The organism is Tsuneonella sediminis, from assembly GCF_051912845.1.
GTDB lineage: Bacteria > Pseudomonadota > Alphaproteobacteria > Sphingomonadales > Sphingomonadaceae > Tsuneonella > Tsuneonella sediminis.
The window spans coordinates 317,704-339,089 of the sequence record NZ_JBNCBU010000001.1 but is presented as its reverse complement, the minus strand read 5'-3'; the positions used below and the strand labels follow the sequence as shown (position 1 = coordinate 339,089).

Sequence of the window (21,386 nt, the reverse complement as noted above, 5' to 3'; positions counted from 1 at the left end):
GGAAAGCGTGGCGCGCCATTAGGGGCGGGGGGACGGGCGGTCAACCCCGGCTACTCGCTTACGCGATCAATCGGCCCATGCTGCGTCTTCGATCTGGAGCTCCGCCTGCAACCGGTCGCCCCAGTCGTCGATCTTGGCGCGGCCGGCGAGCCAGAGCAAACGGCCGCGCGAACCATGGAGCAACGCCTCGCCGAGGGGCGTCTCGGCGGCGCGAAATGCGATGGCCTTGAAGCTGCGGCCATCCTGCCCGGCGGCAATGGCCCGAACGTGGTCCGTCCCCACAATGTCGGCCTTGACGAGACGCACGGGACCGATTGCGATCCGCGGGCCGGGCCATCCCATGCCGAAGGGTCCGGCCGCCTCGAGCGCGTCAACCAGGGCGGGGGTCAGGCCCCCTGCCGCCAGCGCAAGGTCGAGCGCGATCGATTCGCTTTCCCGCGCTCGCGCGACCGCGGCGCCGAGACGCGAATCAAGCCAGTCCGCCAGCGCTGCGACCCTGTCTGCTTCAATCGTCAGTCCGGCGGCCATGGCGTGCCCGCCGCCCGCCACCAGCAGGCCTGCCTCGCGTGCGGCGATGATCGCTGCGCCGAGGTCGACCCCGACGATCGAGCGCGCAGACCCCTTGCCGATCTGGCCATCGAGAGCGATTACGAGGGCGGGCTTGCCCGTCCGCTCCTTGATCCGTCCTGCGACGATGCCGATCACGCCAGGGTGCCAGCCGCTTCCGGCGACCACGTGCACCGCGCGGTTGTGCTGGCCCTCCAGCATCGATTCCGCGGCAGCCTGGACTTCGGCCTCGATAGCGCGGCGATCCTCGTTCAGCGCCGACAGCTTGGCGGCGATCTCGGCCGCTTCGGCGGGATCCTCGGTCGTCAGCAGGCGCACTCCCAAGGTCGATTCGCCGACCCGGCCCCCTGCGTTGATCCTTGGGCCCAACGCGAAGCCCAGGTCGCTGCAGCGCGGGCTTCGCTTGAGGCGGCTCGCATCGATCAGCGCGGCCATGCCGGTATTCTCCCGGCGCGCCATGACCTTCAGTCCCTGCGCGACGAACGCGCGGTTCAGCCCGCGAATCTGCGCGACGTCGGCGACCGTGCCCAATGCTACAAGATCAAGCAGCCCCATCAGGTCGGGCTCGGGGAGGCCGTCAGTAAAGTAACCCCGCGCCCGCAACGTGCGGACGAGCGCCACCGCGAGCAGGAAGGCGACCCCCACCGCGGCGAGATGGCCATGTTCGGCACCTTCGGAGCTCTCGTCGAGGCGGTTGGGATTGACGAGTGCCACCGCCACGGGATTTTCTGCCGCGCACTTGTGGTGATCGACCACGATAACATCGATCCCGGCGGCGTGCGCCTGCGCCAGCGCTTCGTGGGCCATCGCGCCGCAGTCGACCGTGACGATGAGGCTGGAACCTTCTTCGCCAAGGCGAACGAGAGCCTCGCCGCTGGGTCCGTACCCCTCGAGCAGTCGATCGGGAATATAGTAGCGGGCGTCGCGACCGAGCGTGCGGAGCAGCCGGACGAGCAACGCGGCGCTGGTCGCGCCGTCGACGTCGTAATCGCCGTAAACCGTCACCGTCTCGCCCGCAATGACCGCCTGCGCAAGCCGGTCCGCGGCGGTATCCATGTCGCGGAAGTGCGACGGGTCGGGAAGAAACTGGCGCAGCGTAGGGGACCGGTGACGGGCGAGATCGTCGCGCGCCACCCCGCGTGAAAGCAGCAGCTGGGTCACGACATCGTCGAGAGCGCCCGGGGCGCCGGAGCCGGCCGTGTCCTCGAGACTCCCGACATCCATGTTCCCGCCCCGCCACCTCCATGACTTGCCGGAAAGCGAACTTACGACGCCGAACACGGGAGCGAGCGATTGCGATGCCATCCGGGTCGTCTAACGCAGTGCGATGCCCGCCGGAACCCGCCGGCGATTGACAATCGACAGCGCGAACCGATGGTGGAAGGCGTGGATACCCTGCTGCTCATCGCCTGGCACAGTCGCACGGGTGCCTCCGAAGCGATGGCGCTAGCCGCCTGCGAAGGGGCGGGCGAGCGCGCGCGGCTGCTGCGCTGCGATGCGGTGGAGCCCGCCGATCTGCTGGCGGCGCGGGGCTATCTGTTCGCCTTTCCGGAAAATCTCGCGACGATGAGCGGGCTCATGAAGGAGATGTTCGACAGGTGCTATTACCCGGTGCTGGGCCGGGTCGAAGGGCGTGCCTATGCCACGCTCATCGCTGCCGGTTCGGACGGAGAGGGCGCGCAGCGCCAGATCGACCGGATCGCTACCGGCTGGCGCCTTCGCCGGGTGGGCGAGCCCCTGATCGCCAACATGTCCGCGCAGACGCCCGAGGCCATTCTCGCGCCAAAGACCGTGCCCGAAGAAACGCTCCGGCGGTGCCGCGAGATGGGCGAAGCGCTCGCGGAGGGGCTAGTCGCCGGTATTTTCTGACCGGGCCGAACTGATCCATTTCCGTAGCGATTAACTTTCGAGGACTCGACGCATAACTTGTTTTGCGGCACGAAACCGCTGGGATTTGAAGGCGAAAGGTCGCTTCATCACATTGCAAGGTCGATCCCGGGGGCAGGCCGCTGAGGGGGCTTTGCTGTTGTTCTTCACCGAAGGGCAGCGGCCCGATGCCGATCGCCTTGCATCAGCGGTCGACGCCGCCGCGCGGCTGGACCTGACCCACCGGTTGGTGGAGACTGGGCCAGACGGCGGTGGACGCGGCGACCGCGGCGGGATGGTCACCGGATGCGAACTCCTGCGCGACGGGATGACCTACGATATCGTCGGGCTTGCCCCGGGCGCGCCGGTCGCCGTGCCTCCGGCCCGTCATCGGTATGGTCTTGCGGGCGCGGGCGGATCTCTCGAAGCGGCGGCGCTTTCCCCGGGACCGCACCTTGCTGCCGGTGCGCACTCAATCCCGGTCGTGCGAACACAGGCGGGGATCGCCGTTTCGCTTGCCGGATCGCTTCCGGACCTGGTTGCATTCGGCTGGCCACCCGCGCGGACGCTGATCGGCAAGGACTTCTTCGCCTCGAGCGTCTCGAGCTGGCTCGACGGGGGTGCATTTCCCTCGCTCGGCTTCACGGCGTTCCACACCGATCCCGAAGGAGGCATGGCGAGCGAGGGGCTGGCATGGTTCACCGGCCAGGAACTGCGGTTCTCCAACGATATCGCCAAGGACAGGGCGGCGGCGGCGCGACTGGGCGTGCGGCTCGTCAACCAGCTCGTGTCCCAGGGCAAGCTCACGATGCCGGAACACGTCATCGCGCCCGATGGCGGGCGCCTGGCGCTCGAGCCGACCCGCGACGGCAAGACCGTCCGGGTGCGGCGCGCATGACCGGTAGCGGTGATTATCAACGGCGCGCCCGGCTCCCGTTCAGGGCGATCAATCGACCGGGTACCGCGGACTACGACCCGGCGCTCCAACGTCATCACCTGCTGCCGCGCCAACTGATCGGCGACCGCTGTTTCGGGCGCCTGTTCGCCGCGCTCGATCCCCGGCGGCTAGGTTTCGACGACTTCCGCCGCAACGGCATACTGCTACCGGCCCGGACTGCCGCCGCGCGCCGGCTGGGCCTTCCGCTTCACCGTGGCCCGCACAAGGCATACAACGCCATGGTCATCGAGCGGGTCGGCTCGATCGAGGCGCGCTGGGCGGCGGCGCGTCCCCGCGCTCCGGTTTCGGCCGGAGAGGAAGCGCTATTCCGCCTGGCATTGCTGCAGCGGGCGCTGCGCCGCAGGCTGCTCGATCCTCCACGCGCGCCATTGCGGCTCAATCGGCACGTCCCGATCGGCACCGGGTTCGACTTCACGGGGCTCGATGCGATGGTCGATCAGCTTTGGGGCGCCACTCAAAGCGCCTTTGCAGACAGTTCTTCCTTCGCATCCTGATACTGCTTTGCGAGCGCATCGACTCGCTCGGCAACGGTCTCGACCGCTTCGACCATGCCCACTCCCTGGCCCGAGCCCCAGATGTCTTTCCATGCCTTCGCCTCGGTGTTGCCGCCGCTGCCGAAGTTCATCTTCGTCGGATCGCTTTCGGGAAGGTTGTCCGGGTCCATCCCGGCGGCCTCGATCGACGAGCGCAGGTAATTGCCGTGCACTCCCGTGAAGAGATTGGAATAGACGATGCCGTCCGCCTTCGCCTCGACGATCGCTTCCTTGTACCGGGAATCGGCATTCGCTTCCTTCGTGGCGATCCACGGCGATCCGATGTAGGCGAAATCCGCCCCCATCGCCTGCGCGGCGAGAACCGAGCGGCCGTGCGCGATTGCGCCCGACAGCGCGACGAGACCATCGAACCACGCGCGGATTTCCTGCATCATCGCGAAGGGCGACAGTGTTCCGGCGTGCCCTCCTGCGCCGGCGGCGACGGGGATAAGGCCCGTTGCGCCCTTTTCGATCGCCTTTCGGGCGAAACGGTCGTTGATCACGTCGTGCAGCGTGATGCCGCCCCAACCCTTGACCGCCGCGAACACGTCCTCGCGCGCGCCGAGCGAGGTGATGACCATCGGCACCGCCCATTTGGCGCAGACCGCCATGTCTTCCTCGAGCCGGTTGTTCGACCTGTGGACGATCTGGTTGACCGCAAAGGGTGCCGCCGGCCGGTCGGGGTTGTCGCGGTTGTGCGCGGTAAGCTCTTCGGTGATCTGGTGTAGCCATTCGTCGAGCTTGCCCGAAGGGCGGGCGTTGAGCGCCGGAAACGCGCCGACGATCCCCGCCTTGCATTGCGCAATGACGAGTTCGGGACCCGAGATGATGAATAGGGGTGAACCGATCACGGGCAGGCGCAGGCGGTCGAACGGTGCGGGCAGGGTGGTCGGCATCGGCTACTCCGGTTTTGGTTTGCAACCGGCCTAACCGGCGTCGTCGCGGCTGTCGAGCGTCACCGGGGCAGGAGGTGCTCGATCCCGTAGACTCGCGCCGCGGTGCCGGCGAAGAGCGCCCGCTTCTCGTCCGCCGAAGCCCCTGTAGTCAGCCGCTTGAACGCATTCCACAGCTCGGCATAGCTCGCACCCCAGCGATCCACCGGGTAGTTGCTTTCGAACATCGCGCGCTCAGGTCCGAAAGCCTCGATGCACGTCTCGACATAGGGCCGCCACATCGCCGCTAGGTCCTCCGATCCGATCCCGGGCATGGGACCGCGGTCGGGCAGTTGGCAGAAAGGCATAGCCAGCCCGCCGAGCTTGACGGTGACGTTTTCGCACCTGGCGAGTGCGCGGATGCTCGCCCGCCAGGCATCGAAGCGCTCGTGGAGCTTGCCGCGGTAACTGGCGATTCCGAGCGGCGTTCCGCAATGGTCGAGCACGATCGGCTGGTCCGGGAACGCTTGCGCGAGATCGATCACGTCGCCGAGTTGCGGCTCAACCACCCAGGCGTCGAACGTCAGCCCGCGCTTGGCCAGTTCAGCGAAGCCTTCACGAAAGGCGCTGTCGCGATAGAGCCCTTGCGGGTGATGGAACGGTGGGCCGAGCACTTCGGGATCGGCGTCCCACGCCGCTGCATGGCGGATGCCAACGAACCGCGCACTTGCGTTGGCGAGCGCGTCGAGCACGACCCCCGCGCCGCTCCCCAGCGTCAGGTCGGCGTGCCCGACGATTGCGGCACAGGGCCGGTAGTTGCCGTAGAGCCCGCTCGCTCCCTGGGCGGCGACGCCATTGACGAATTCTACCTCGCCCACCGTTCGCAGCGATTCGCCCCGGCTCGCATCGTAGAACGCGCCGCATTCCATGAAGACCGTCGCAATCACGTTGTGCCCGCTGTGGGTATCGGCGTGGAGCGCGTCGAACGTGTAGTACGGTGCACCGACCAGCGTTTCGATGAAGTCGTGGCGCGGTTCCGGGAACCCGCCGATCAGCGGCCGCAGGTCCCACAAGTGGTGGTGCGGATCAATGATCGGCAGGTCGGTTTCGATGATTGGCTCTTCTGCGTGTTCGGTCACTTCTCGCCCTCCCGCTCGCTTCAGCTTGTCAAACCGTCAGCACGATCAAAAGCCGTCCCGCTCGCTAGTCTAAGCCGGCAAGGACCACACCGCCCAGCGCGCACGAGACGAGAACGCGGACGACCGACCAGTCGAACCGGAAGATCAGGACGGCGGCAAGGCCTGCCAGCAGGGCAGCTCGCCAGTCGAAGCTTGACCATTCCGGGCGATACAGCCGCATCGGCCCCAGCGCGATTTCGCTGACGGTAACAAAGACTACATGAAGCAGGAACCACGCCGAAAGGTTGGCGATGACCCCCACGACCGCCGCGGTGACGGCTGCCAGTGCCCCTCTCAACCGCACCGCGCTGCCGAGGCGGTCGATCCACGGTGCCAGCGCGAAGATCCACAGGAAGCAGGGAGCAAAGGTCACCCAGGTGGTCAGACCGGCGCCAAGCAAGCCCGCGACGAGCGGCGAAAAGGGCTCGGGTGTCCGGAATGCGGCGAGGTAGCCGACGAACTGCGTCACCAGGATGAGGGGGCCGGGGGTTGTCTCGGCCAGTCCCAGTCCATCCGCCATCTCGCCAGGCCCGAGCCAGCCGTAGCCCTGCACCGCTTCCTGCGCCATGTAAGCGAGAACCGCGTACGCTCCGCCGAACGTCACCACCGCGAGCTGCGAGAAGAATGCGCCGATGTCCCACAGCATATGATCGGTCCCGAGAGTCGCGAAGACGACAAGCATCGGCGCGGCCCAGATCGCGCCCCAGATCGCCACCGCCCTCAAGCTCGAGAGCCAGGGGCGCGGAGTTGCCGCCGCCGCGGGAACGCCAGGCCTCAGTGCAAGCCACGAGGGACGCCGCGACGACACCGCGAGACCGAGAAGACCCGCGCCGAGGACGACCAGCGGAAAGGGCAGGTCGAGCAGAAAAAGAGCGACGAACGCTCCGAGGGCCAGCCCCTGCTTGAAGCGCGTGTCGAGCGCGCGCCGGGCTATTCTCAAAAGAGCCTGCAACACGATGGCGAGCACGACCGCTTTCACCCCCAGGAATATGGCCTCGAACCAGTCGAGCCCGGCCGCGACCGCGTAGAGGATGGAAAGCCCCAGGATCACCAGCGCGCCGGGGATTACGAACAGAAGCCCCGCGGCGAACCCGCCCTTCCAGCCGTGCAGGCGCCAGCCTATCCACGTGGCCAGCTGCTGGGCCTCCGGTCCCGGCAGCAGGTGGCAGAAATTGAGCGCGTGAAGAAAGTCGTCTTCGCTCACCCACTTCCGGTCCTCGACCAGTTCGCGGTGCATGAGCGCGATCTGCCCCGCCGGACCGCCGAAACTGAACAGGCCAATGCGCAGGAAAACCCTGAACACCCGGTCGAACGGCGGCGCCCCGGCGGAAGTCTCGGCCATCTTCACCTTAAGGAGTATGTCTTGCAGCCCCGAGCCAGCGCTCTACGAACCAGCGCCCGCTCGCGAAAGCGGAATTTGCCGCGCTTCGGGAGAGGCTGGCTCTAAACCGCCTTCGCCGAATTTGCCGCGCTGAGGATCGCCCGGACGCTCGCGGTCGCGACGTCTTCGTCGATTCCGCAGCCCCATACCGTGCCGTTCCCGCCCAACGCGCACTGGACGTAGGCGGCGGCGCGGGCGTCCGAGCCGGTCGACAGCGCATGTTCGGAATAGTCGAGCACCTCGAGGTCGATACCGAACGCATCGTTCAGCGTTGCCACGACCGACGAGATCAGGCCGTTCCCACGCCCGCTTACGGACTGCGCCTCGCCGTCGACCTCGATCGTCCCGGCGAACACGCGCGTACCGTCGGAGGCGCGGCTTTCCTCGTAGTCGAGGAGCTGGAACCGCTCGGCATCGGTCTGGACGTGATAGGTCTCGCGGAACGCCTGCCAGATGTCGGCGGCGCCCAGTTCGCGGCCGAGTTCGTCGGCCATGTGCTGCACGGCTTTCGAGAAATCCGCCTGCATCGCCTTGGGCAGCTTCAGGCCCTGGTCCTGCTCGAGGACCCAGGCGAAGCCTCCCTTGCCGGACTGCGAGTTGACCCGGATCACCGCCTCGTAGCTGCGGCCGAGGTCAGCCGGATCGATCGGCAGGTAGGGGACGCGCCAGCGTTCGTCGTTCTGGCGCGCGTGCGCCTCGAACCCCTTCTTGATCGCGTCCTGGTGACTGCCGGAAAAAGCGGTGAAGACGAGTTCGCCGCCATACGGGTGGCGCTGGTGGACGGGTATCTGGTTGCAGTATTCGACGGTTTCGATGATCCGGTCGATGTTCGAGAAATCCAGTCCCGGATCAATTCCTTGCGTGTACATGTTGAGAGCGACTGTCACGAGGCAGCAGTTGCCGGTGCGCTCGCCGTTGCCGAACAGGCAGCCTTCGACCCGGTCGGCACCGGCCATGAGGCCCAGCTCGGCCGCCGCGACGCCGGTCCCGCGGTCGTTGTGAGTATGCAGCGAAATGACCGCGCTTTCGCGGTTCGGCAGGTTGCGGCAGAAATACTCGATCTGGTCGGCGTAGACGTTCGGCGTCGCCGCCTCGACCGTGGCGGGGAGGTTGAGGATGATCGGCCGCTCTGCGGTCGGGCGGAGAACCTCCATTACCGCTTCGCAGACCTCGATGCTGAAATCGAGTTCGGCGGTCGAGAACGTTTCGGGGCTGTACTGGAATCGCCAGTCGGTGCCCGGACGGCGCGCAGCCTCGTCACGCATCACCCTGGCGCCAGCGACGGCGATCGCCTTTACTTCCTCGCGGCTCATGCGGAACACGATGTCGCGCCACGCCGGGCTGACTGCGTTGTACAAGTGTACGATCGCCGTCTGCGCACCGTCGAGACTGGCGAAGCTGGTGCGGATGAGATCTTCGCGGCTCTGCGTCAGGACCTGCACGGTCACGTCTCCGGGGATTCGGCCCGACCGCACCAGTGCCTGGATGAATTCGAACTCGGTCGCCCCGGCGCTGGGAAAGCCGATCTCGATTTCCTTGACCCCGATCTCGACCAGCAGATCGAAGAAGCGGTTCTTCTTCACCGCGTCCATCGGGTCGACGATCGCCTGGTTGCCGTCGCGCAGGTCGGTGGAGAGCCAGCGGGGCGGCGAAGAAATCGTGCGCGCAGGCCATTGCCGGTCGGGCAAAGGCACCTGAGGGAAGGCGCTGTACTTGACGCCGGGATTGCGGAGCATGGACATGAATGAACTCGACTGACGCTGGTTGCTGCTTGGTGTGGCCTTTTCCCTTGGGGGCGCGGCGCGCGCCCGTCAGGCCACGCAGCCGGTCACGCCCAAGGGCGGCTAAGTCGAAGCAGCAGGTTCGCGGCGCGGATCATCGTGCCCCAATGCGCGAAGTCGGGGGCAGGGGCAAATGTTTCAGTTGCAACCGGTCGGACGCTGGCCCTAGCCGCACCTCGCCGAGCGGATGACGTCGGTACCCTTGTCCATCGTCACGTTGAGCCGGGCAGTGTTGTAATCCATCGTCACCACGCTGTCGGGATAGAGCCAGCGGACTGCCTTGGCGCCGGTCGCCTTCAAGACGGCATCGCGAACCGCCGGCGTGGCTTTCCTGCCGTACCAGGGACGGACCTTTTCCGCATTGCACGCATTCGCCCCCGGGTCCGGGCGGCGTTGCGGCTCGGTGCCCACCTTCTTCTCGAACGCGGCCGTTATGTCGAGTTCCACTTCGTCGCCGACGAGCGGCAAGGCGCCGTCGATCCCGAACACCGACCGACGGATCATCGCGCGCCCCTCGAACCCCACCGTCTCGGTTCCGCGCATGGTTCCTGCGCCGTTGAACGTGGCCCGCATCGCGACCGGCGCCGTAATCCCGTTGAGTGTCAGATTCCCGAGAATATAGGCGCTGCGCCCGTCGGCCGAAGGCGTGACCGCGGTAGAGACGAAACGGGCGGGCTGCTGGTCAGGACCGAAGAAGTCCGGCCCCTTGCCGTCTTTGCCCGGTCGCAACAGATGCTCGGTGAGGCCCTTGCTGGCGGTAACCGGATTGATCGGTATGGAGACGTCGACCCGTGCGGCAGACGGGTTGGCCGGATCGAGATTCAAGGTGCCGGTCACGTCGCCGAACAACCCGAAATAGTCGCTGAATCCCAGGTGATCGACCCGCCAACCGACGAGCGTGTGGTTGGGATCGACGGTGTAGGTCCCGCCGCTGACGCGGGCCGGGTCGGCCGTGCCGGGCTTTTCGGTCGGCATCTGCGCGATGGCGGCCGAACCCGCGGCCAGCGCCAGCGCGAGGGCGATCAGCGGTCGTCTGCTCACGAACATTTTCCTCCGGTGATGATGTCGTTCGCATCGAGCGTAACGTTCAACCGGTCCGGGCGGAAGTCCATCGTTACGACGGTATCCGGACCGACCCAGCGGATGCGGTCATGTCCGACTTCCCTGGCCAACCGGGCCCGGACCGCCGGGGTGGCTTCCTGCGACACGAAGGCAGCGACCTTGCTGGCCCCGCAGGCGTCGCCTGGTGGATTGCTGTCGACTTCGCCAGCGGCAGGCTTCGCGGGCGGAGCCGCGCCTTCGCGACCGGGCGCGGCGGGCGGCGAAGGCACCGGCTGGGCATCACTGGCCGCCTTGCCAGATGGTGCAGCTTCGCCTCCTGACGCGGCCCCGTCGGGGGCAGGGTCGGCACAGGCTGCAACCGCCAGCGAACCGGCGGCAACCACGGTCAGGAACAGGATACGCATGGGAGCTCTCCACGATAATCGTGGGGTGGGAACGCGCCAGTCCCGGCAATTATCCCGCCGCGCTAGTTGACGGCCTTGTCGACCAGCTTGTTCTTGCCGATCCAGGGCATCATCGCGCGCAGCCGGGTCCCGACCTGCTCGATCGGATGGGCGGCCGCGGCCTTGCGGCTCGCCTTGAGTTCCGGCTGACCGGCCCGGTTGTCGAGCACGAAGTCCTTGACGAAACGGCCCGACTGGATGTCGGCGAGCACGCGCTTCATCTCGGCCTTCGTCTCGTCCGTGATAATCCGCGGACCGGTCTTGATGTCGCCGTATTCTGCGGTGTTGCTGATCGAGTAACGCATATTGGCGATGCCGCCTTCATACAGCAGGTCGACGATCAGCTTTGTTTCGTGAAGGCATTCGAAATAGGCCATCTCGGGAGCGTATCCCGCCTCGACCAGCGTTTCGAACCCGGCCTGGATCAGGTGTGTGATCCCGCCGCAAAGGACCGCCTGCTCCCCGAACAGGTCGGTTTCGCATTCTTCCTTGAAGTTGGTTTCGATGATCCCCGAGCGGCCGCCGCCGACCCCGCTCGCATAGGCGAGGGCTATGTCATGTGCATTGCCGGTCGCGTCCTGGTGCACCGCGATCAGGCACGGCACGCCTCCGCCCTTCTGATATTCGCTGCGAACGGTGTGGCCGGGGCCCTTGGGCGCGATCATGATCACGTCGATGTCGTCCGGCGCCTCGATCAGGCCGAAGTGGATGTTGAGGCCGTGGGCGAAGGCGAGCGCGCTGCCCGACTTCAGGTTGTCCTTGATGTCGTTGTCCCAGATTGCCGCCTGATGTTCGTCGGGGGCAAGGATCATGACGATGTCCGCCCATTTCGCGGCATCGGCATTGGACAACACCTTGAATCCGGCGCCCTCGGCCTTCCTGGCCGTGGCCGAGCCTTCGCGCAGCGCGATTGCCACGTCCTTCACCCCGCTGTCGCGCAGGTTCTGGGCATGGGCGTGGCCCTGGCTGCCGTAACCCACGATCGCGATCTTCTTGCCGGCGATCAGGTTCAGGTCGGCATCGGCGTCGTAATGGACTTTCACGTGTGTTCCCCATCCTTGGCTAGTCGGGTGGCGTTAGCGCCCCTGCCGCTGACGGAAAGGGCGAATGGTTTGAGGCGGGTGAAGCTGGTCTTACGCCCCTTCGGCCCCCCGCATCATTCCCACGATTCCGGTCCGGCCCACCTCGACCAGACCCAGTTCGCGCATCAGGCCCACGAAGCTTTCGATCTTTTCGGGGGCACCGGTGATCTCGAAGATGAAACTTTCCGTGGTCGTATCGACCGGTTTGGCGCGGAAGATGCCGGCAAGGCGCAGCGCCTCGACCCGCTTCTCGCCCGTGCCCGACACCTTGACCAGCGCCAGCTCGCGCTCGACGTGCGGGCCGGCCTCGGTCAGGTCGACGACCTTGTGCACCGGCACTAGCCGCTCGAGCTGGGCGTGTATCTGGTCGATCACCGCGGGCGGACCGTTGGTAACGATGGTGATCCGGCTGACCGCGTGGTCGGTGCTGATGTCCGCCACGGTCAGGCTGTCGATGTTGTACCCGCGCGCGGTGAAGAGACCCGCTATCTTGGCGAGGATTCCCGCCTCGTTGTCGACGGTGATCGCGAGCACGTGCCGCTCGGACTGCGCTTCCTTGATGTGCATGCCCTGCGTGTCCCTAAACCAGAGCCTTGGCTTCGTCGTCGAGAGTGCCCGCAACCCGGTCGCCGTAAAGCAGCATGTCGGTGTGCGCCGCGCCGCTCGGGATCATCGGGAAGCAGTTCGCGTCCTTCGACACGCGGCAATCGACGATCACCGGCCCGTCGTGGTCGATCATCGCCCCTATGCCCGCGTCGAGCCCCGCTTCCTCCTCGATGCGGATGCCCTTCCAGCCGTATGCTTCGGCCAGCTTCACGAAATCGGGGAGGCTATCCGAATAGCTGTTCGAATAACGGCTCTCGTAGGTCAGTTCCTGCCATTGGCGGACCATGCCCATGTACTCGTTGTTGAGGATGAATATCTTGACCGGCAGGCGGTACTGGCTGGCGGTTCCAAGCTCCTGGATGTTCATTTGGATGCTCGCCTCGCCGGCGATGTCGATCACCAACCTGCCCGGGTTGCCAAGTTGCGCGCCGATCGCCGCAGGCAAGCCGTAGCCCATCGTGCCGAGCCCGCCGCTGGTCAGCCACCGGTTCGGGCCGAAAAAGCCGAAATACTGCGCCGCCCACATCTGGTGCTGGCCGACTTCGGTGGTGATGATCGGATCGTGGTCGCGGGTGAGGGCGAACAGCCGCTCGACCGCTTTCTGCGGCATGATCTCGCTGCGGCTCTCGGGGTAGGCCAGGCTTTCGCGCGCACGCCATCCGGCGATCCGAGCCTTCCACTCACCCAGGTCCCGCGGCTTGCGGTCGCCCCACGCGGTGATGAGTTGCTCGAGCACTGCTGCGCAGTCACCAAGGATCGCGATGTCGACCGGCACGACCTTGTTGATGCTGGCCCGGTCGATATCGATGTGGATCTTCTTCGATCCGGGGCTGAACGCGTCGAGGCGCCCAGTCACGCGGTCGTCGAACCGCGCGCCGATGCAGACCATGAGGTCGCACTTGTTCATCGCCATGTTCGCTTCGTAGGTGCCGTGCATCCCCAGCATCCCCAGCCAGTCGGGATGATCCGCGGGAAAGGCGCCAAGGCCCATCAGGGTGCTGGTGACCGGTGCGCCGGTCAGATCCTGCATCGCGCGCAACATCTCGCTCGCTCGCGGACCCGAGTTGATCACCCCGCCGCCGGTATAGAATACCGGGCGTTCGGCCGCAGCCATCAGGTCGACCGCGTCGAGCACGTCGTCGAGTGCACCGGCGGCAGGGGGACGATAGCGCGCCGACGCAAGGGTCCCGGCATCCTGCGCGTCCATACTTGCCAATGCGACCTGGACGTCCTTGGGTATGTCGATCAACACCGGGCCGGGTCGCCCGGTGGTCGCGATGCGGAACGCCTCCTCGATCGTCGCCTGCAGCCGTGCAGGGTCCTTAACCAGGTAATTGTGCTTGGTGCAGTGGCGGGTGATGCCGATCGTGTCGGCTTCCTGGAACGCGTCGGTCCCGATGAGCGGGGTAGCGACCTGGCCGGTAATGATGACGAGCGGGATCGAATCCATGAACGCATCGGCGATGCCGGTCACGGCATTGGTCGCGCCCGGTCCGCTGGTGACAAGGACCACGCCCGGCTTGCCGGTAGAACGAGCGTAACCCTCGGCCGCGTGGGCGGCACCGGCCTCGTGGCGCACGAGAATGTGCCGAACGCGCTGGTCAGCGAACAGCTCGTCGTAGATCGGCAGTACCGCGCCGCCCGGATAGCCGAACACGAATTCGACGTTCTGCCGGACGAGGCATTCGATCAGGATCTGGGCGCCGCTCAATTCGGCCACGGTCGGTGTTCCTTGCGTCATGGGCCGACATAGGCGCCGCCCCAGATAAAATCGACCCGGCGCGGGGACTACGCGCCGGGTCGGTCTCTCGTGCGAGAGCCACAGGCCTATGAGACGCAAAATGTCATGTCAAGCCCAATTCACCGTATAAAGTTTCAAAATAATCGCTCTGATGGATATTTTCTGCGCGCAGTCGCTTCCACTCTTGCGGGAGCTGGTGGCGGAACCACGTCGCCTGTCGCTTGGCGTATTGCCGCGTCGCAAGTTGACCGGCAGCGATGGCCGCCTCGCGATCGAGTTCCCCGTTCAGCCACGCGGCTATCTCGCGCACACCAATGGCCCGCATGACCGGCAGCGAAGGCTCAAGCCCGCGAGAGAGCAGCGCAGCGACTTCGGCCTGCGCGCCGCCGCGTACCATCGCGTCGAACCGGCGGTCACAGCGCTCGGACAACCAGCTGCGATCCGCTTCGAGGACCAGCGGAACGAGGGCCACGCTGTCTTGGATCCCGCCTTCACGCCGGGCTTGCCAGTGGGACAGCGGGTGCCCGGTCGATCGGACTACCTCGAGCGCCCGGGCGACCCGCGCGGTATCGGCCGGGGCGAGTGCTGCCGCGCGCTCCGGATCCTCTCCCAGCAGGGCCGCATGCGCCTCGGCGACAGGCAGCGCGCGAACCGCCTCGCGGATTGCAGGGTCGATCGCGGGGACCGGGGCGATACCGTCGAGCAACGTCCGGATATAGAGCCCGGTGCCCCCCACAAGGATCGGCAGGCGACCCTTGGCAAACGCGGAGGCAATCTCTTCCCGCGCAGCGGCCGCCCAGTCCGCTGCCGAGCAGGGCGAGGCACCGTCCCAGGTCCCGAACAGGCGATGCGGCACGCCTTTCATTTCCTCCGCCGACGGCCGCGCGCTCAGGACACGGAGGTCGCAATAGACCTGCGCGCTGTCGGCGTTGATCACGACCGCGTTGCCGTGCGCCAGCGCCAGGCGCACGGCGAGATCGCTCTTGCCGCTGGCGGTCGGCCCTGCGATGAGCGCGACCGGTGGTTTCGCGGGCGTCCGCCCGCTCTCGGCTTCCGGAGATTTTCCAGTGCTCATCGCGCGGCTGATAGCAGACCCGCTCGGCCTTGAAACACGGCTCGATGCCGCCACCGCAGCCCTCGAGGCAAAAGGAATGCGCGTGGCGGCGGCGGTAATGCTCGATTTCTGCGGCGACGTGCTTCAAGTCATGCTGCCCGGTGGCGATCCCGCTGTATTGCGCCGCGTGCTTGACGCACACTTCGCCCCTTCCGACCTCCTTGTCTCGACGCGCGAGATCGAGGTTCCACGGCTGTTCGTGTCGGACATGGATTCGACGATGATCGGGCAGGAATGCATCGACGAACTCGCCGACTTCGCGGGGTTGAAGGACAAGGTCGCCGCGATCACCGAACGCGCGATGCAAGGCGAACTCGACTTCGAACGCGCCCTCAACGAACGCGTCGGCCTCCTCGCAGAAATGCCCGAAGAAACCGTCGCGACCTGCCTTGCCGAGCGTATACGCCCCGTCGAGGGGGCGCGCACTCTCGTCTCGACGTTGAAGGCCAAGGGATGCCGGACGGTGCTCGTGACGGGCGGCTTTCACCATTTCGCCGACCCGGTGGCGCACGAGATCGGGTTCGAGCACGTCGTCGGCAATCGCCTGGCAGTCGCGGACGGGAGGCTGACGGGCGCGCTGTCGGGCGGAATCGTCGACAGCGGGGTCAAGAAACGCGTCCTGCTGGACGAAAGCGGCGCGCTCGGCGAGGACATTCCCAGTCTCGCGACGGGCGACGGGGCCAACGACATCCCGATGCTCGAGGCGGCCACCTGGGGGATCGCCTACCGCGCCAAGCCGAAGGCGCGCGCGGCGGCTGACGGATGGGTCGATCACGGAGACCTGACATCGATCCTGTCGCTGCTTGGCATTCCGCGCGACGAATGGGTCGCCGCGTAATACGTGCTTTCCAGTTTCGGTTTGAAACGCTATATTGACAGGACTGTCAGTAGAGGCGCCTCATGACCGCTCACCAGCCGATCTCCGACGCCGATCCCGATCTGGCTTGCGCCGCGGACGGGACCGTCTTTCGCAACCCGGCGCGCCCGCAGCCGCGGCGCGACGTCGGGAAGGCGCTGCGCAAGTTCCGTGAACTGATCAGGGACAAGGAAAACACCGCCCTGGTGTTCGAGATCTACGACGCACTGCCGTCGAGGCATTTTCTGCCGCGGGCGCGTGCGTTGACCTTGAGCAGCGAAGGACAGGCGCTTCGTGCCGCCGAGCCCGAGCTCGCGCCCATCCTCGACAACCACGACGCCTTGCGCACGCTTCCGTCGGGTAGCGTGGCGCATGCCTATTGCGATTTCATGGAAAGCGAGGGTCTTACTGCCGCGGGCCTTGTCGCGGAATCCGAGAAGGCGGGCCGGCCGCGATACGACGATCTGGTCCAGTGGTTTGGCTTCCGCCAGCGCGATACCCACGACCTGATGCATGTCCTCACCGGCTACGGCCGCGATGCGCTGGGCGAACAATGCGTGCTGCTGTTCACCCACGGCCAACAACCGGCGCCCGGACACCTTCTGCTTGGGTATGCCGGCGCGTTCAACATCACCAGGCAGGTCAAGTCGAAGGCGCCGGTGTTCAAGGCCGTGCGCGAAGCGCATCGGCTGGGCAAGACGTGTCCGCCGCTGGTGAACATGTCGATCCGCGAGCTGCTTGCGATGGACCTGGCGGAAGCGCGCCGGATGCTCGGGATTACCCCGGCCAGGTGGTACGCAAGGTGTCACGAGGTCTGGCGTAGCGAGGGGATCGATCCGTACGACCTGCTCGGCAAGCAGATGCAGGAGCATGAACTGGCGGCCTAGAGCCAGCTCGATATCGTGCCGATCCTCTTCTTGTGGAGCGCATGGACGGGGACGGTAGCTCCCGGAGCCGGATGACCCGCGACCACGATCATCAGCGGTTTCTCGTACGCTGGCCGTCCGCAGATCTCGCGCAGAAATCCCATCGGGCTTGGCGTGTGTGTCAGGGTGGCGAGACCAGCCTCGTGCAGCGTCGCGAGCAGCAATCCGCAGGCAATGCCGACGCTTTCGGTGACGTAGTAATTGTTGGTCTTGCCGTCTTCGTCGATCCCGCCCTTGCGCTGCGCGAAGCAGACGATCAGCCACGGCGCAGTCTCGAGGAAAGGCTTGTCGGGATCGGTCCCCAGGGGGGCGAGCGCCGCGAGCCATTCGGCGCTCGCACGGTTGGCGTAGAATTCGCGCTCCTCGGCCTCGGCTGCCTCGCGAATTGCCCGCTTGATCTCGGCTGAGGAGATCGCGGTGAAATGCCATGGCTGATGGTTCGCGCCCGAAGGCGCCGTTCCCGCTGCGCGGATCGCGTATTCGATCACCTCGCGCGGGACGGCCCGATCGGTGAACGCACGGCAGGTTCGCCGGCTGGCGTAGCGGTCGTAGGCTGCGCGGGCGCGGGCCACGCGCTCGTCGTCGGTCAGATCGGGCAGGGGCGGGTAGGACGTCTCGCTCACCGCAGTTCCTTGCGGATCACCAGCTTGAGGCCCGACCAGGTCTCGTCGACCGCACAGACCTTGGTATCGACGAAGCCGAGCGGCAGCGCGACCTCGCGGATCGTGTCTTCCGAAATATCGGCGGGAACCCCCGAGGCTTTTTTCGGCCAGCTCACCCAGACCTGCCCATCGGGGGAAATTCGGTTCCGCAATTCGCGAAGGCGGGCTTCAAGGATCGCGCGCTCGGTCACGAATATGTGGGCGGCGTCGATCCCTTCAGCGGGATCCCCGACGAACGTCAGTTCGAGCGCGTATTCATCGATCTCGTCGGCGACGTGATCGGGCATCGCGTCGAACCACACCCGCTGTCCGTCGCGCAGGCTCAGCTTTTTCGCAAGCGGTGTACCCGAATAGCCGCCAGAGGATCCCGGCGCCACCCGCTCAGCCTTCCATCCAGTCGCGGAAAAAGCTGTCGTTCGCCTCGCGCAGGGCGTCGAGGGTGACGGAGAATGGTTTGGCCCCGCCGTCGCCGTCGGTCAGCCCGAGCGCATCCCCGCCGGTCCGTCCAACCATGACGAAGGGTATGCCCTCGGCCTCGGCGGCCTCCAGAAAGCGATCGCCGCTGTCGCCGGATACCGCGACCAGATAGCGTCCCTGGTCCTCGCCGAAGAGCTGCGCCGCCGGGCCAGGAACTTCCTTTTCTAGCCATTCGCGACTGGCCGGCTTCTGGATGAAGGCGTCGCCAAGTATCTCGGCGCCTATGCCGCCGGCGAGCGCCATTTCGGCGAGCGCGACCAGCGGACCCCCATCGGAAACGTCGTGCACCGTCTTGAGCCAACCGTTGGCGATCGCCTTGCGCACCAGTCTGCCCGTCGCCCATTCGAGCTTGAGGTCGACCGCAGGCGCCTCCCCGTCCTCTCGGCGGTGAATGTTGCGCAGGTACAACGACTGGCCAAGGTGGCCGCAGCGCGGACCGACCAGCCATATGTCCTGGCCATCCTCCTTGAAGGCGATGGTCGCCATTTGCGAATAGTCGGCAATCACGCCGACTCCGCCAATCGCGGGAGTGGGAAGGATCGCGCTGCCGCCGCCGGTAGCCTTGCTCTCGTTGTAGAGGCTGACGTTGCCGCTCACGATCGGGAAGTCCAGCGCGCGGCAGGCGTCGCCCATGCCTTCGAGGCAGCCCGTGAGCTGGGCCATGATCTCGGGGCGCTGGGGGTTGGCGAAGTTGAGGCAGTTGGTCACCGCCAGCGGCTTCGCGCCGACCGCACAGAGGTTACGGAACGCCTCGGCGATCGCCTGCTTGCCGCCCTCGTAGGGATCGGCAAAGCAATAGCGCGGGGTGCAGTCGGTGGTCATCGCCAGCGCCTTGCGGGTGCCGTGAACGCGGACCACCGCCGCGTCGCCGCCCGACAGCTGGAGCGTGTCGGCGCCGACCTGGCTGTCGTACTGCTCCCAGATCCAGCGGCGACTGGCGAGATCGGGGCTCGCCATCAGCTTGAGCAGGTCCGCACCGATATCGCCGCTCTCGGGCAGGTTGCCGAGCGGCTTTACCTGCGCCCAGGCCTTGTAATCCTCGCGGTTCAGCGCCGGCCGGTCGTACAGCGGGGCATCGGCGGCAAGCGGGCCGAGCGGGATGTCGGCGACGACCTCGCCCTGCCATTCGAGGACCATGTGGCCGGTATCGGTCACTTCGCCGATCACCGCGAAGTCCAGTTCCCACTTCTTGAAGATCGCCTCGGCCATGGTCTCCTTGCCAGGCTTCAGGACCATCAGCATGCGCTCCTGGCTTTCCGACAGCATCATTTCGTATGGGGTCATCCCCTCCTCGCGGCAGGGGACGTTGTCCATGACAAGACGGATGCCCGCCTTGCCATTGGTCGCCATCTCGACGCTGGAAGAGGTGAGGCCCGCCGCGCCCATGTCCTGGATCGCGACGATCGCATCGGTCGCCATCAGTTCGAGGCAGGCCTCGATCAGCAGCTTTTCGGTGAACGGGTCGCCGACCTGCACCGTGGGGCGCTTCGCCTCGGCGTCCTCGGCGAAATCGGCGCTTGCCATCGTCGCGCCGTGGATACCATCGCGCCCGGTCTTGGAGCCGACGTAGACGATCGGATTGCCTACGCCCGTCGCTGCCGAATAGAAGATGCGGTCGGCATCGGCGACGCCGACGGTCATCGCGTTGACCAGGATGTTGCCGTCGTAGGCCGGGTGGAAATTGGTCTCGCCCCCGACCGTCGGCACGCCGACGCAGTTACCGTACCCGCCGATACCCGCGACCACGCCCTTGACCAGGTGCTTCATCTTCGGGTGGTCGGGCCGCCCGAAGCGCAGCGCATTGAGGTTCGCGACGGGCCGCGCCCCCATCGTAAACACGTCGCGCAGGATGCCGCCCACGCCGGTGGCCGCGCCCTGGTACGGCTCGATGTAGCTTGGGTGGTTGTGGCTCTCCATCTTGAAGATCGCAGCCTGGCCGTCGCCAATGTCGATCACGCCGGCGTTCTCGCCCGGGCCGCAGATCACCCACGGTGCCTCGGTGGGCAGCTTCTTGAGATGGATGCGGCTCGACTTGTAGCTGCAGTGTTCCGACCACATGACCGAGAAGATCCCCAGTTCGACGAGGTTCGGCTCGCGCCCCATCGCGTGGACCACGCGATCGTATTCCTCGGGGCTGAGGCCATGGGCCTCGACGACTTCGCGGGTGATCGGTTCTGCGGAGTGTGCCATCGCCCGCGCCCTTAGCGGCGGGCGCGGCGGGGGGCTAGCCCCGCCGGAGCGAGGGGCTGCGCGTCATCCCCAGCCACCAGGCGGCAAGGGTGGCGAGGCCATAGGCGAAAAAGGCGAGCAGGCTGGTGCCCGCGGTCACGCTATCGGGGGCGGGCGCGAACCAGTTGACCGCCTGGAGGCCCAGCAGCACGATCCCGAGAAGGATGGGCGGCAGGGCCGGACCGCGTGTCCGCGAAAGGTAGAATGCGAGCGCGCCGAACGTCAGCGCCAGTTCCAGCGGCATCTCGAGATACGGCAGGTCCCACAGGCCGAATCCCAGCTTGGGAGGGTGACCCGCAAGGGTCAGGTCCGGGCGGTGTACGAGCAGATCGAGCAGCCAGTGGCTCATCACCACGAGCCCGGCAAGCAATGCGAATGCGCGATCTTTGCGCCATAGCCAGACGGCGAAAGCGAATGCCGCTGCCCATGCACAGGTGCCGAGTAAGCTATGGGTGTAGGGCATGTGATAGAGGTCCATCGGGTTCATCGCGGTGATCCCGGGCACCACGCGCATGTGCTCGATGCCCAGCAGCAGGAAAACGAAAAACGCCCAGTCGACGAGTTGAGCTGCAACGAACAGCGCGCCAAGTCGCGGCGCACGGCGTGACACGGCGGCGGCGGCGAGGGCGGGTGCCCAGTGCCCGATGAACATCTAGGCGAACTTCACCGCGACCCAGCACCCCACCGCCGCAGCGATTGCGCTGGCGAAGGCACCCCATGCGATGTCGATCAGCGTGATGTGGACCGGCCAGACCTTCATCGTCGCCTGGTTGGTGAGGTCGTAGGTGGCATAGGCGATTGCGCCCAGCAGTGCGCCGTTGAGTGCAGAGGTGCCGATTCCGCCCGCCGCCAGGCCGGGCCGCACCGCGAACCAGACGACTGCCGCGATGTAGGCGAGGTAGAATACGATCGCCGGCACCAGCCGGAAGCTGTCCGCAAGAAGCTCGCCGAGCGCGGGCCGGTAGAGGTTCGGTCCGGCCCAGCGCAGCCAGAGCGCATCGAGCAACCCGAAACTAACTCCCACGCCGAGATAGGCGAAGATCCATTTCATG

The 21,386-nt window shown here is 66.3% G+C and carries 21 protein-coding genes; 5 read left to right on the top strand and 16 right to left on the bottom strand.

Annotated elements, in window-relative coordinates; genetic code table 11:
• Positions 1-66: 66 nt before the first annotated feature.
• Positions 67-1,872 (bottom strand): single-stranded-DNA-specific exonuclease RecJ, encoded by a 1,806-nt coding sequence (gene recJ, locus ACPV3N_RS01740; RefSeq protein ID WP_440113798.1) that lies wholly within the window; start codon positions 1,870-1,872, stop codon positions 67-69.
• A gap of 69 nt (positions 1,873-1,941) precedes the next feature.
• On the opposite strand from recJ, the gene ACPV3N_RS01735 reads away from it, so the two are divergent.
• The 3 genes from ACPV3N_RS01735 (at position 1,942) to ACPV3N_RS01725 (ending at position 3,885) form a co-directional block, all read left to right on the top strand.
• Positions 1,942-2,436 carry a flavodoxin family protein gene (locus tag ACPV3N_RS01735; protein ID WP_440113795.1) on the top strand — a complete coding sequence of 165 codons (495 nt, stop codon included), beginning with the start codon at positions 1,942-1,944 and terminating at the stop codon, positions 2,434-2,436.
• Positions 2,437-2,593: 157 nt separating this feature from the next.
• Entirely contained in the window at positions 2,594-3,331 is a 738-nt protein-coding gene (locus ACPV3N_RS01730; protein WP_440113792.1) for a hypothetical protein, read from the top strand.
• Positions 3,328-3,885, top strand: a complete 558-nt coding sequence (locus ACPV3N_RS01725; RefSeq protein WP_440113789.1) for an AHH domain-containing protein — start codon at positions 3,328-3,330, stop codon at positions 3,883-3,885. The genes ACPV3N_RS01730 and ACPV3N_RS01725 overlap by 4 nt, the downstream gene beginning before the upstream one ends.
• Here ACPV3N_RS01725 and ACPV3N_RS01720 read toward each other — a convergent pair.
• From ACPV3N_RS01720 to miaA, 10 genes are all read right to left on the bottom strand, one after another.
• On the bottom strand, positions 3,846-4,820 hold the full coding sequence (locus tag ACPV3N_RS01720; RefSeq protein WP_440113786.1) for an NAD(P)H-dependent flavin oxidoreductase: 975 nt from the start codon (positions 4,818-4,820) through the stop codon (positions 3,846-3,848). The genes ACPV3N_RS01725 and ACPV3N_RS01720 overlap by 40 nt on opposite strands.
• A 59-nt stretch (positions 4,821-4,879) precedes the next feature.
• Entirely contained in the window at positions 4,880-5,935 is a 1,056-nt protein-coding gene (locus tag ACPV3N_RS01715) for an amidohydrolase family protein (RefSeq protein WP_440113783.1), read from the bottom strand.
• A 64-nt stretch (positions 5,936-5,999) separates the two neighbouring features.
• Positions 6,000-7,316 (bottom strand): chromate efflux transporter, encoded by a 1,317-nt coding sequence (gene chrA, locus ACPV3N_RS01710; protein ID WP_440113780.1) that lies wholly within the window; start codon positions 7,314-7,316, stop codon positions 6,000-6,002.
• A 101-nt stretch (positions 7,317-7,417) separates the two neighbouring features.
• Positions 7,418-9,097 (bottom strand): 2-isopropylmalate synthase, encoded by a 1,680-nt coding sequence (gene leuA / locus ACPV3N_RS01705; RefSeq protein WP_440113778.1) that lies wholly within the window; start codon positions 9,095-9,097, stop codon positions 7,418-7,420.
• A 204-nt stretch (positions 9,098-9,301) separates the two neighbouring features.
• Positions 9,302-10,177, bottom strand: coding sequence for an I78 family peptidase inhibitor (locus ACPV3N_RS01700; protein ID WP_440113775.1), 876 nt, complete (start codon positions 10,175-10,177; stop codon positions 9,302-9,304).
• Positions 10,174-10,602, bottom strand: a complete 429-nt coding sequence (locus ACPV3N_RS01695; RefSeq protein WP_440113773.1) for an I78 family peptidase inhibitor — start codon at positions 10,600-10,602, stop codon at positions 10,174-10,176. The genes ACPV3N_RS01700 and ACPV3N_RS01695 overlap by 4 nt, the downstream gene beginning before the upstream one ends.
• A gap of 62 nt (positions 10,603-10,664) precedes the next feature.
• Positions 10,665-11,684 (bottom strand): ketol-acid reductoisomerase, encoded by a 1,020-nt coding sequence (ilvC, locus tag ACPV3N_RS01690; protein WP_440113770.1) that lies wholly within the window; start codon positions 11,682-11,684, stop codon positions 10,665-10,667.
• 90 nt (positions 11,685-11,774) lie between these two features.
• The gene (ilvN, locus tag ACPV3N_RS01685; protein WP_440113767.1) at positions 11,775-12,290 is read right to left on the bottom strand and encodes an acetolactate synthase small subunit; all 516 of its coding nucleotides are present in this window, start codon (positions 12,288-12,290) and stop codon (positions 11,775-11,777) included.
• A gap of 13 nt (positions 12,291-12,303) precedes the next feature.
• Positions 12,304-14,070 (bottom strand): biosynthetic-type acetolactate synthase large subunit, encoded by a 1,767-nt coding sequence (gene ilvB, locus ACPV3N_RS01680; RefSeq protein WP_440113764.1) that lies wholly within the window; start codon positions 14,068-14,070, stop codon positions 12,304-12,306.
• Between the two features lie 103 nt (positions 14,071-14,173).
• Positions 14,174-15,145, bottom strand: a complete 972-nt coding sequence (miaA, locus tag ACPV3N_RS01675; RefSeq protein ID WP_440113761.1) for a tRNA (adenosine(37)-N6)-dimethylallyltransferase MiaA — start codon at positions 15,143-15,145, stop codon at positions 14,174-14,176.
• Between miaA and serB the strand changes: the two genes are divergently transcribed.
• Both serB and ACPV3N_RS01665 read left to right on the top strand, forming a co-directional pair.
• Positions 15,138-16,022, top strand: coding sequence for a phosphoserine phosphatase SerB (serB, locus tag ACPV3N_RS01670; protein ID WP_440113758.1), 885 nt, complete (start codon positions 15,138-15,140; stop codon positions 16,020-16,022). The two genes, miaA and serB, sit on opposite strands and share 8 nt — an antisense overlap.
• Before the next feature lie 62 nt (positions 16,023-16,084).
• Positions 16,085-16,927: a Coq4 family protein gene (locus ACPV3N_RS01665; RefSeq protein WP_440113755.1), complete on the top strand. Its 843-nt coding sequence runs from the start codon at positions 16,085-16,087 to the stop codon at positions 16,925-16,927.
• Here ACPV3N_RS01665 and ACPV3N_RS01660 read toward each other — a convergent pair.
• The 5 genes from ACPV3N_RS01660 to ACPV3N_RS01640 are packed head-to-tail and all read right to left on the bottom strand — an operon-like array spanning position 16,924 to position 21,385.
• Positions 16,924-17,589, bottom strand: a complete 666-nt coding sequence (locus ACPV3N_RS01660; protein ID WP_440113752.1) for a nitroreductase family protein — start codon at positions 17,587-17,589, stop codon at positions 16,924-16,926. The genes ACPV3N_RS01665 and ACPV3N_RS01660 overlap by 4 nt on opposite strands.
• The gene (locus ACPV3N_RS01655) at positions 17,586-18,005 is read right to left on the bottom strand and encodes a DUF3052 family protein (protein ID WP_440113749.1); all 420 of its coding nucleotides are present in this window, start codon (positions 18,003-18,005) and stop codon (positions 17,586-17,588) included. The genes ACPV3N_RS01660 and ACPV3N_RS01655 overlap by 4 nt, the downstream gene beginning before the upstream one ends.
• Before the next feature lie 4 nt (positions 18,006-18,009).
• Positions 18,010-20,295: a phosphoribosylformylglycinamidine synthase subunit PurL gene (gene purL / locus ACPV3N_RS01650; protein ID WP_440113746.1), complete on the bottom strand. Its 2,286-nt coding sequence runs from the start codon at positions 20,293-20,295 to the stop codon at positions 18,010-18,012.
• A 34-nt stretch (positions 20,296-20,329) separates the two neighbouring features.
• Positions 20,330-20,986, bottom strand: coding sequence for a hypothetical protein (locus ACPV3N_RS01645; protein ID WP_440113744.1), 657 nt, complete (start codon positions 20,984-20,986; stop codon positions 20,330-20,332).
• Positions 20,987-21,385 (bottom strand): DUF2177 family protein, encoded by a 399-nt coding sequence (locus ACPV3N_RS01640; protein ID WP_440113741.1) that lies wholly within the window; start codon positions 21,383-21,385, stop codon positions 20,987-20,989. It lies immediately after the preceding gene.
• Between the last annotated feature and the right edge of the window lies 1 nt (position 21,386).

What these genes read in the sequence shown, in the direction of transcription:
- recJ (WP_440113798.1), bottom strand. Translation starts at nt 1,872, where the DNA reads ATGGCATCGCAATCGCTCGCTCCCGTGTTCGGCGTCGTAAGTTCGCTT.
- ACPV3N_RS01735 (WP_440113795.1), top strand. Translation starts at nt 1,942, where the DNA reads ATGGTGGAAGGCGTGGATACCCTGCTGCTCATCGCCTGGCACAGTCGC.
- ACPV3N_RS01725 (WP_440113789.1), top strand. Translation starts at nt 3,328, where the DNA reads ATGACCGGTAGCGGTGATTATCAACGGCGCGCCCGGCTCCCGTTCAGG.
- ACPV3N_RS01720 (WP_440113786.1), bottom strand. Translation starts at nt 4,820, where the DNA reads ATGCCGACCACCCTGCCCGCACCGTTCGACCGCCTGCGCCTGCCCGTG.
- chrA (WP_440113780.1), bottom strand. Translation starts at nt 7,316, where the DNA reads ATGGCCGAGACTTCCGCCGGGGCGCCGCCGTTCGACCGGGTGTTCAGG.
- leuA (WP_440113778.1), bottom strand. Translation starts at nt 9,097, where the DNA reads ATGTCCATGCTCCGCAATCCCGGCGTCAAGTACAGCGCCTTCCCTCAG.
- ACPV3N_RS01695 (WP_440113773.1), bottom strand. Translation starts at nt 10,602, where the DNA reads ATGCGTATCCTGTTCCTGACCGTGGTTGCCGCCGGTTCGCTGGCGGTT.
- ilvN (WP_440113767.1), bottom strand. Translation starts at nt 12,290, where the DNA reads ATGCACATCAAGGAAGCGCAGTCCGAGCGGCACGTGCTCGCGATCACC.
- ilvB (WP_440113764.1), bottom strand. Translation starts at nt 14,070, where the DNA reads ATGACGCAAGGAACACCGACCGTGGCCGAATTGAGCGGCGCCCAGATC.
- miaA (WP_440113761.1), bottom strand. Translation starts at nt 15,145, where the DNA reads ATGAGCACTGGAAAATCTCCGGAAGCCGAGAGCGGGCGGACGCCCGCG.
- ACPV3N_RS01665 (WP_440113755.1), top strand. Translation starts at nt 16,085, where the DNA reads ATGACCGCTCACCAGCCGATCTCCGACGCCGATCCCGATCTGGCTTGC.
- purL (WP_440113746.1), bottom strand. Translation starts at nt 20,295, where the DNA reads ATGGCACACTCCGCAGAACCGATCACCCGCGAAGTCGTCGAGGCCCAT.
- ACPV3N_RS01645 (WP_440113744.1), bottom strand. Translation starts at nt 20,986, where the DNA reads ATGTTCATCGGGCACTGGGCACCCGCCCTCGCCGCCGCCGCCGTGTCA.
- ACPV3N_RS01640 (WP_440113741.1), bottom strand. Translation starts at nt 21,385, where the DNA reads ATGAAATGGATCTTCGCCTATCTCGGCGTGGGAGTTAGTTTCGGGTTG.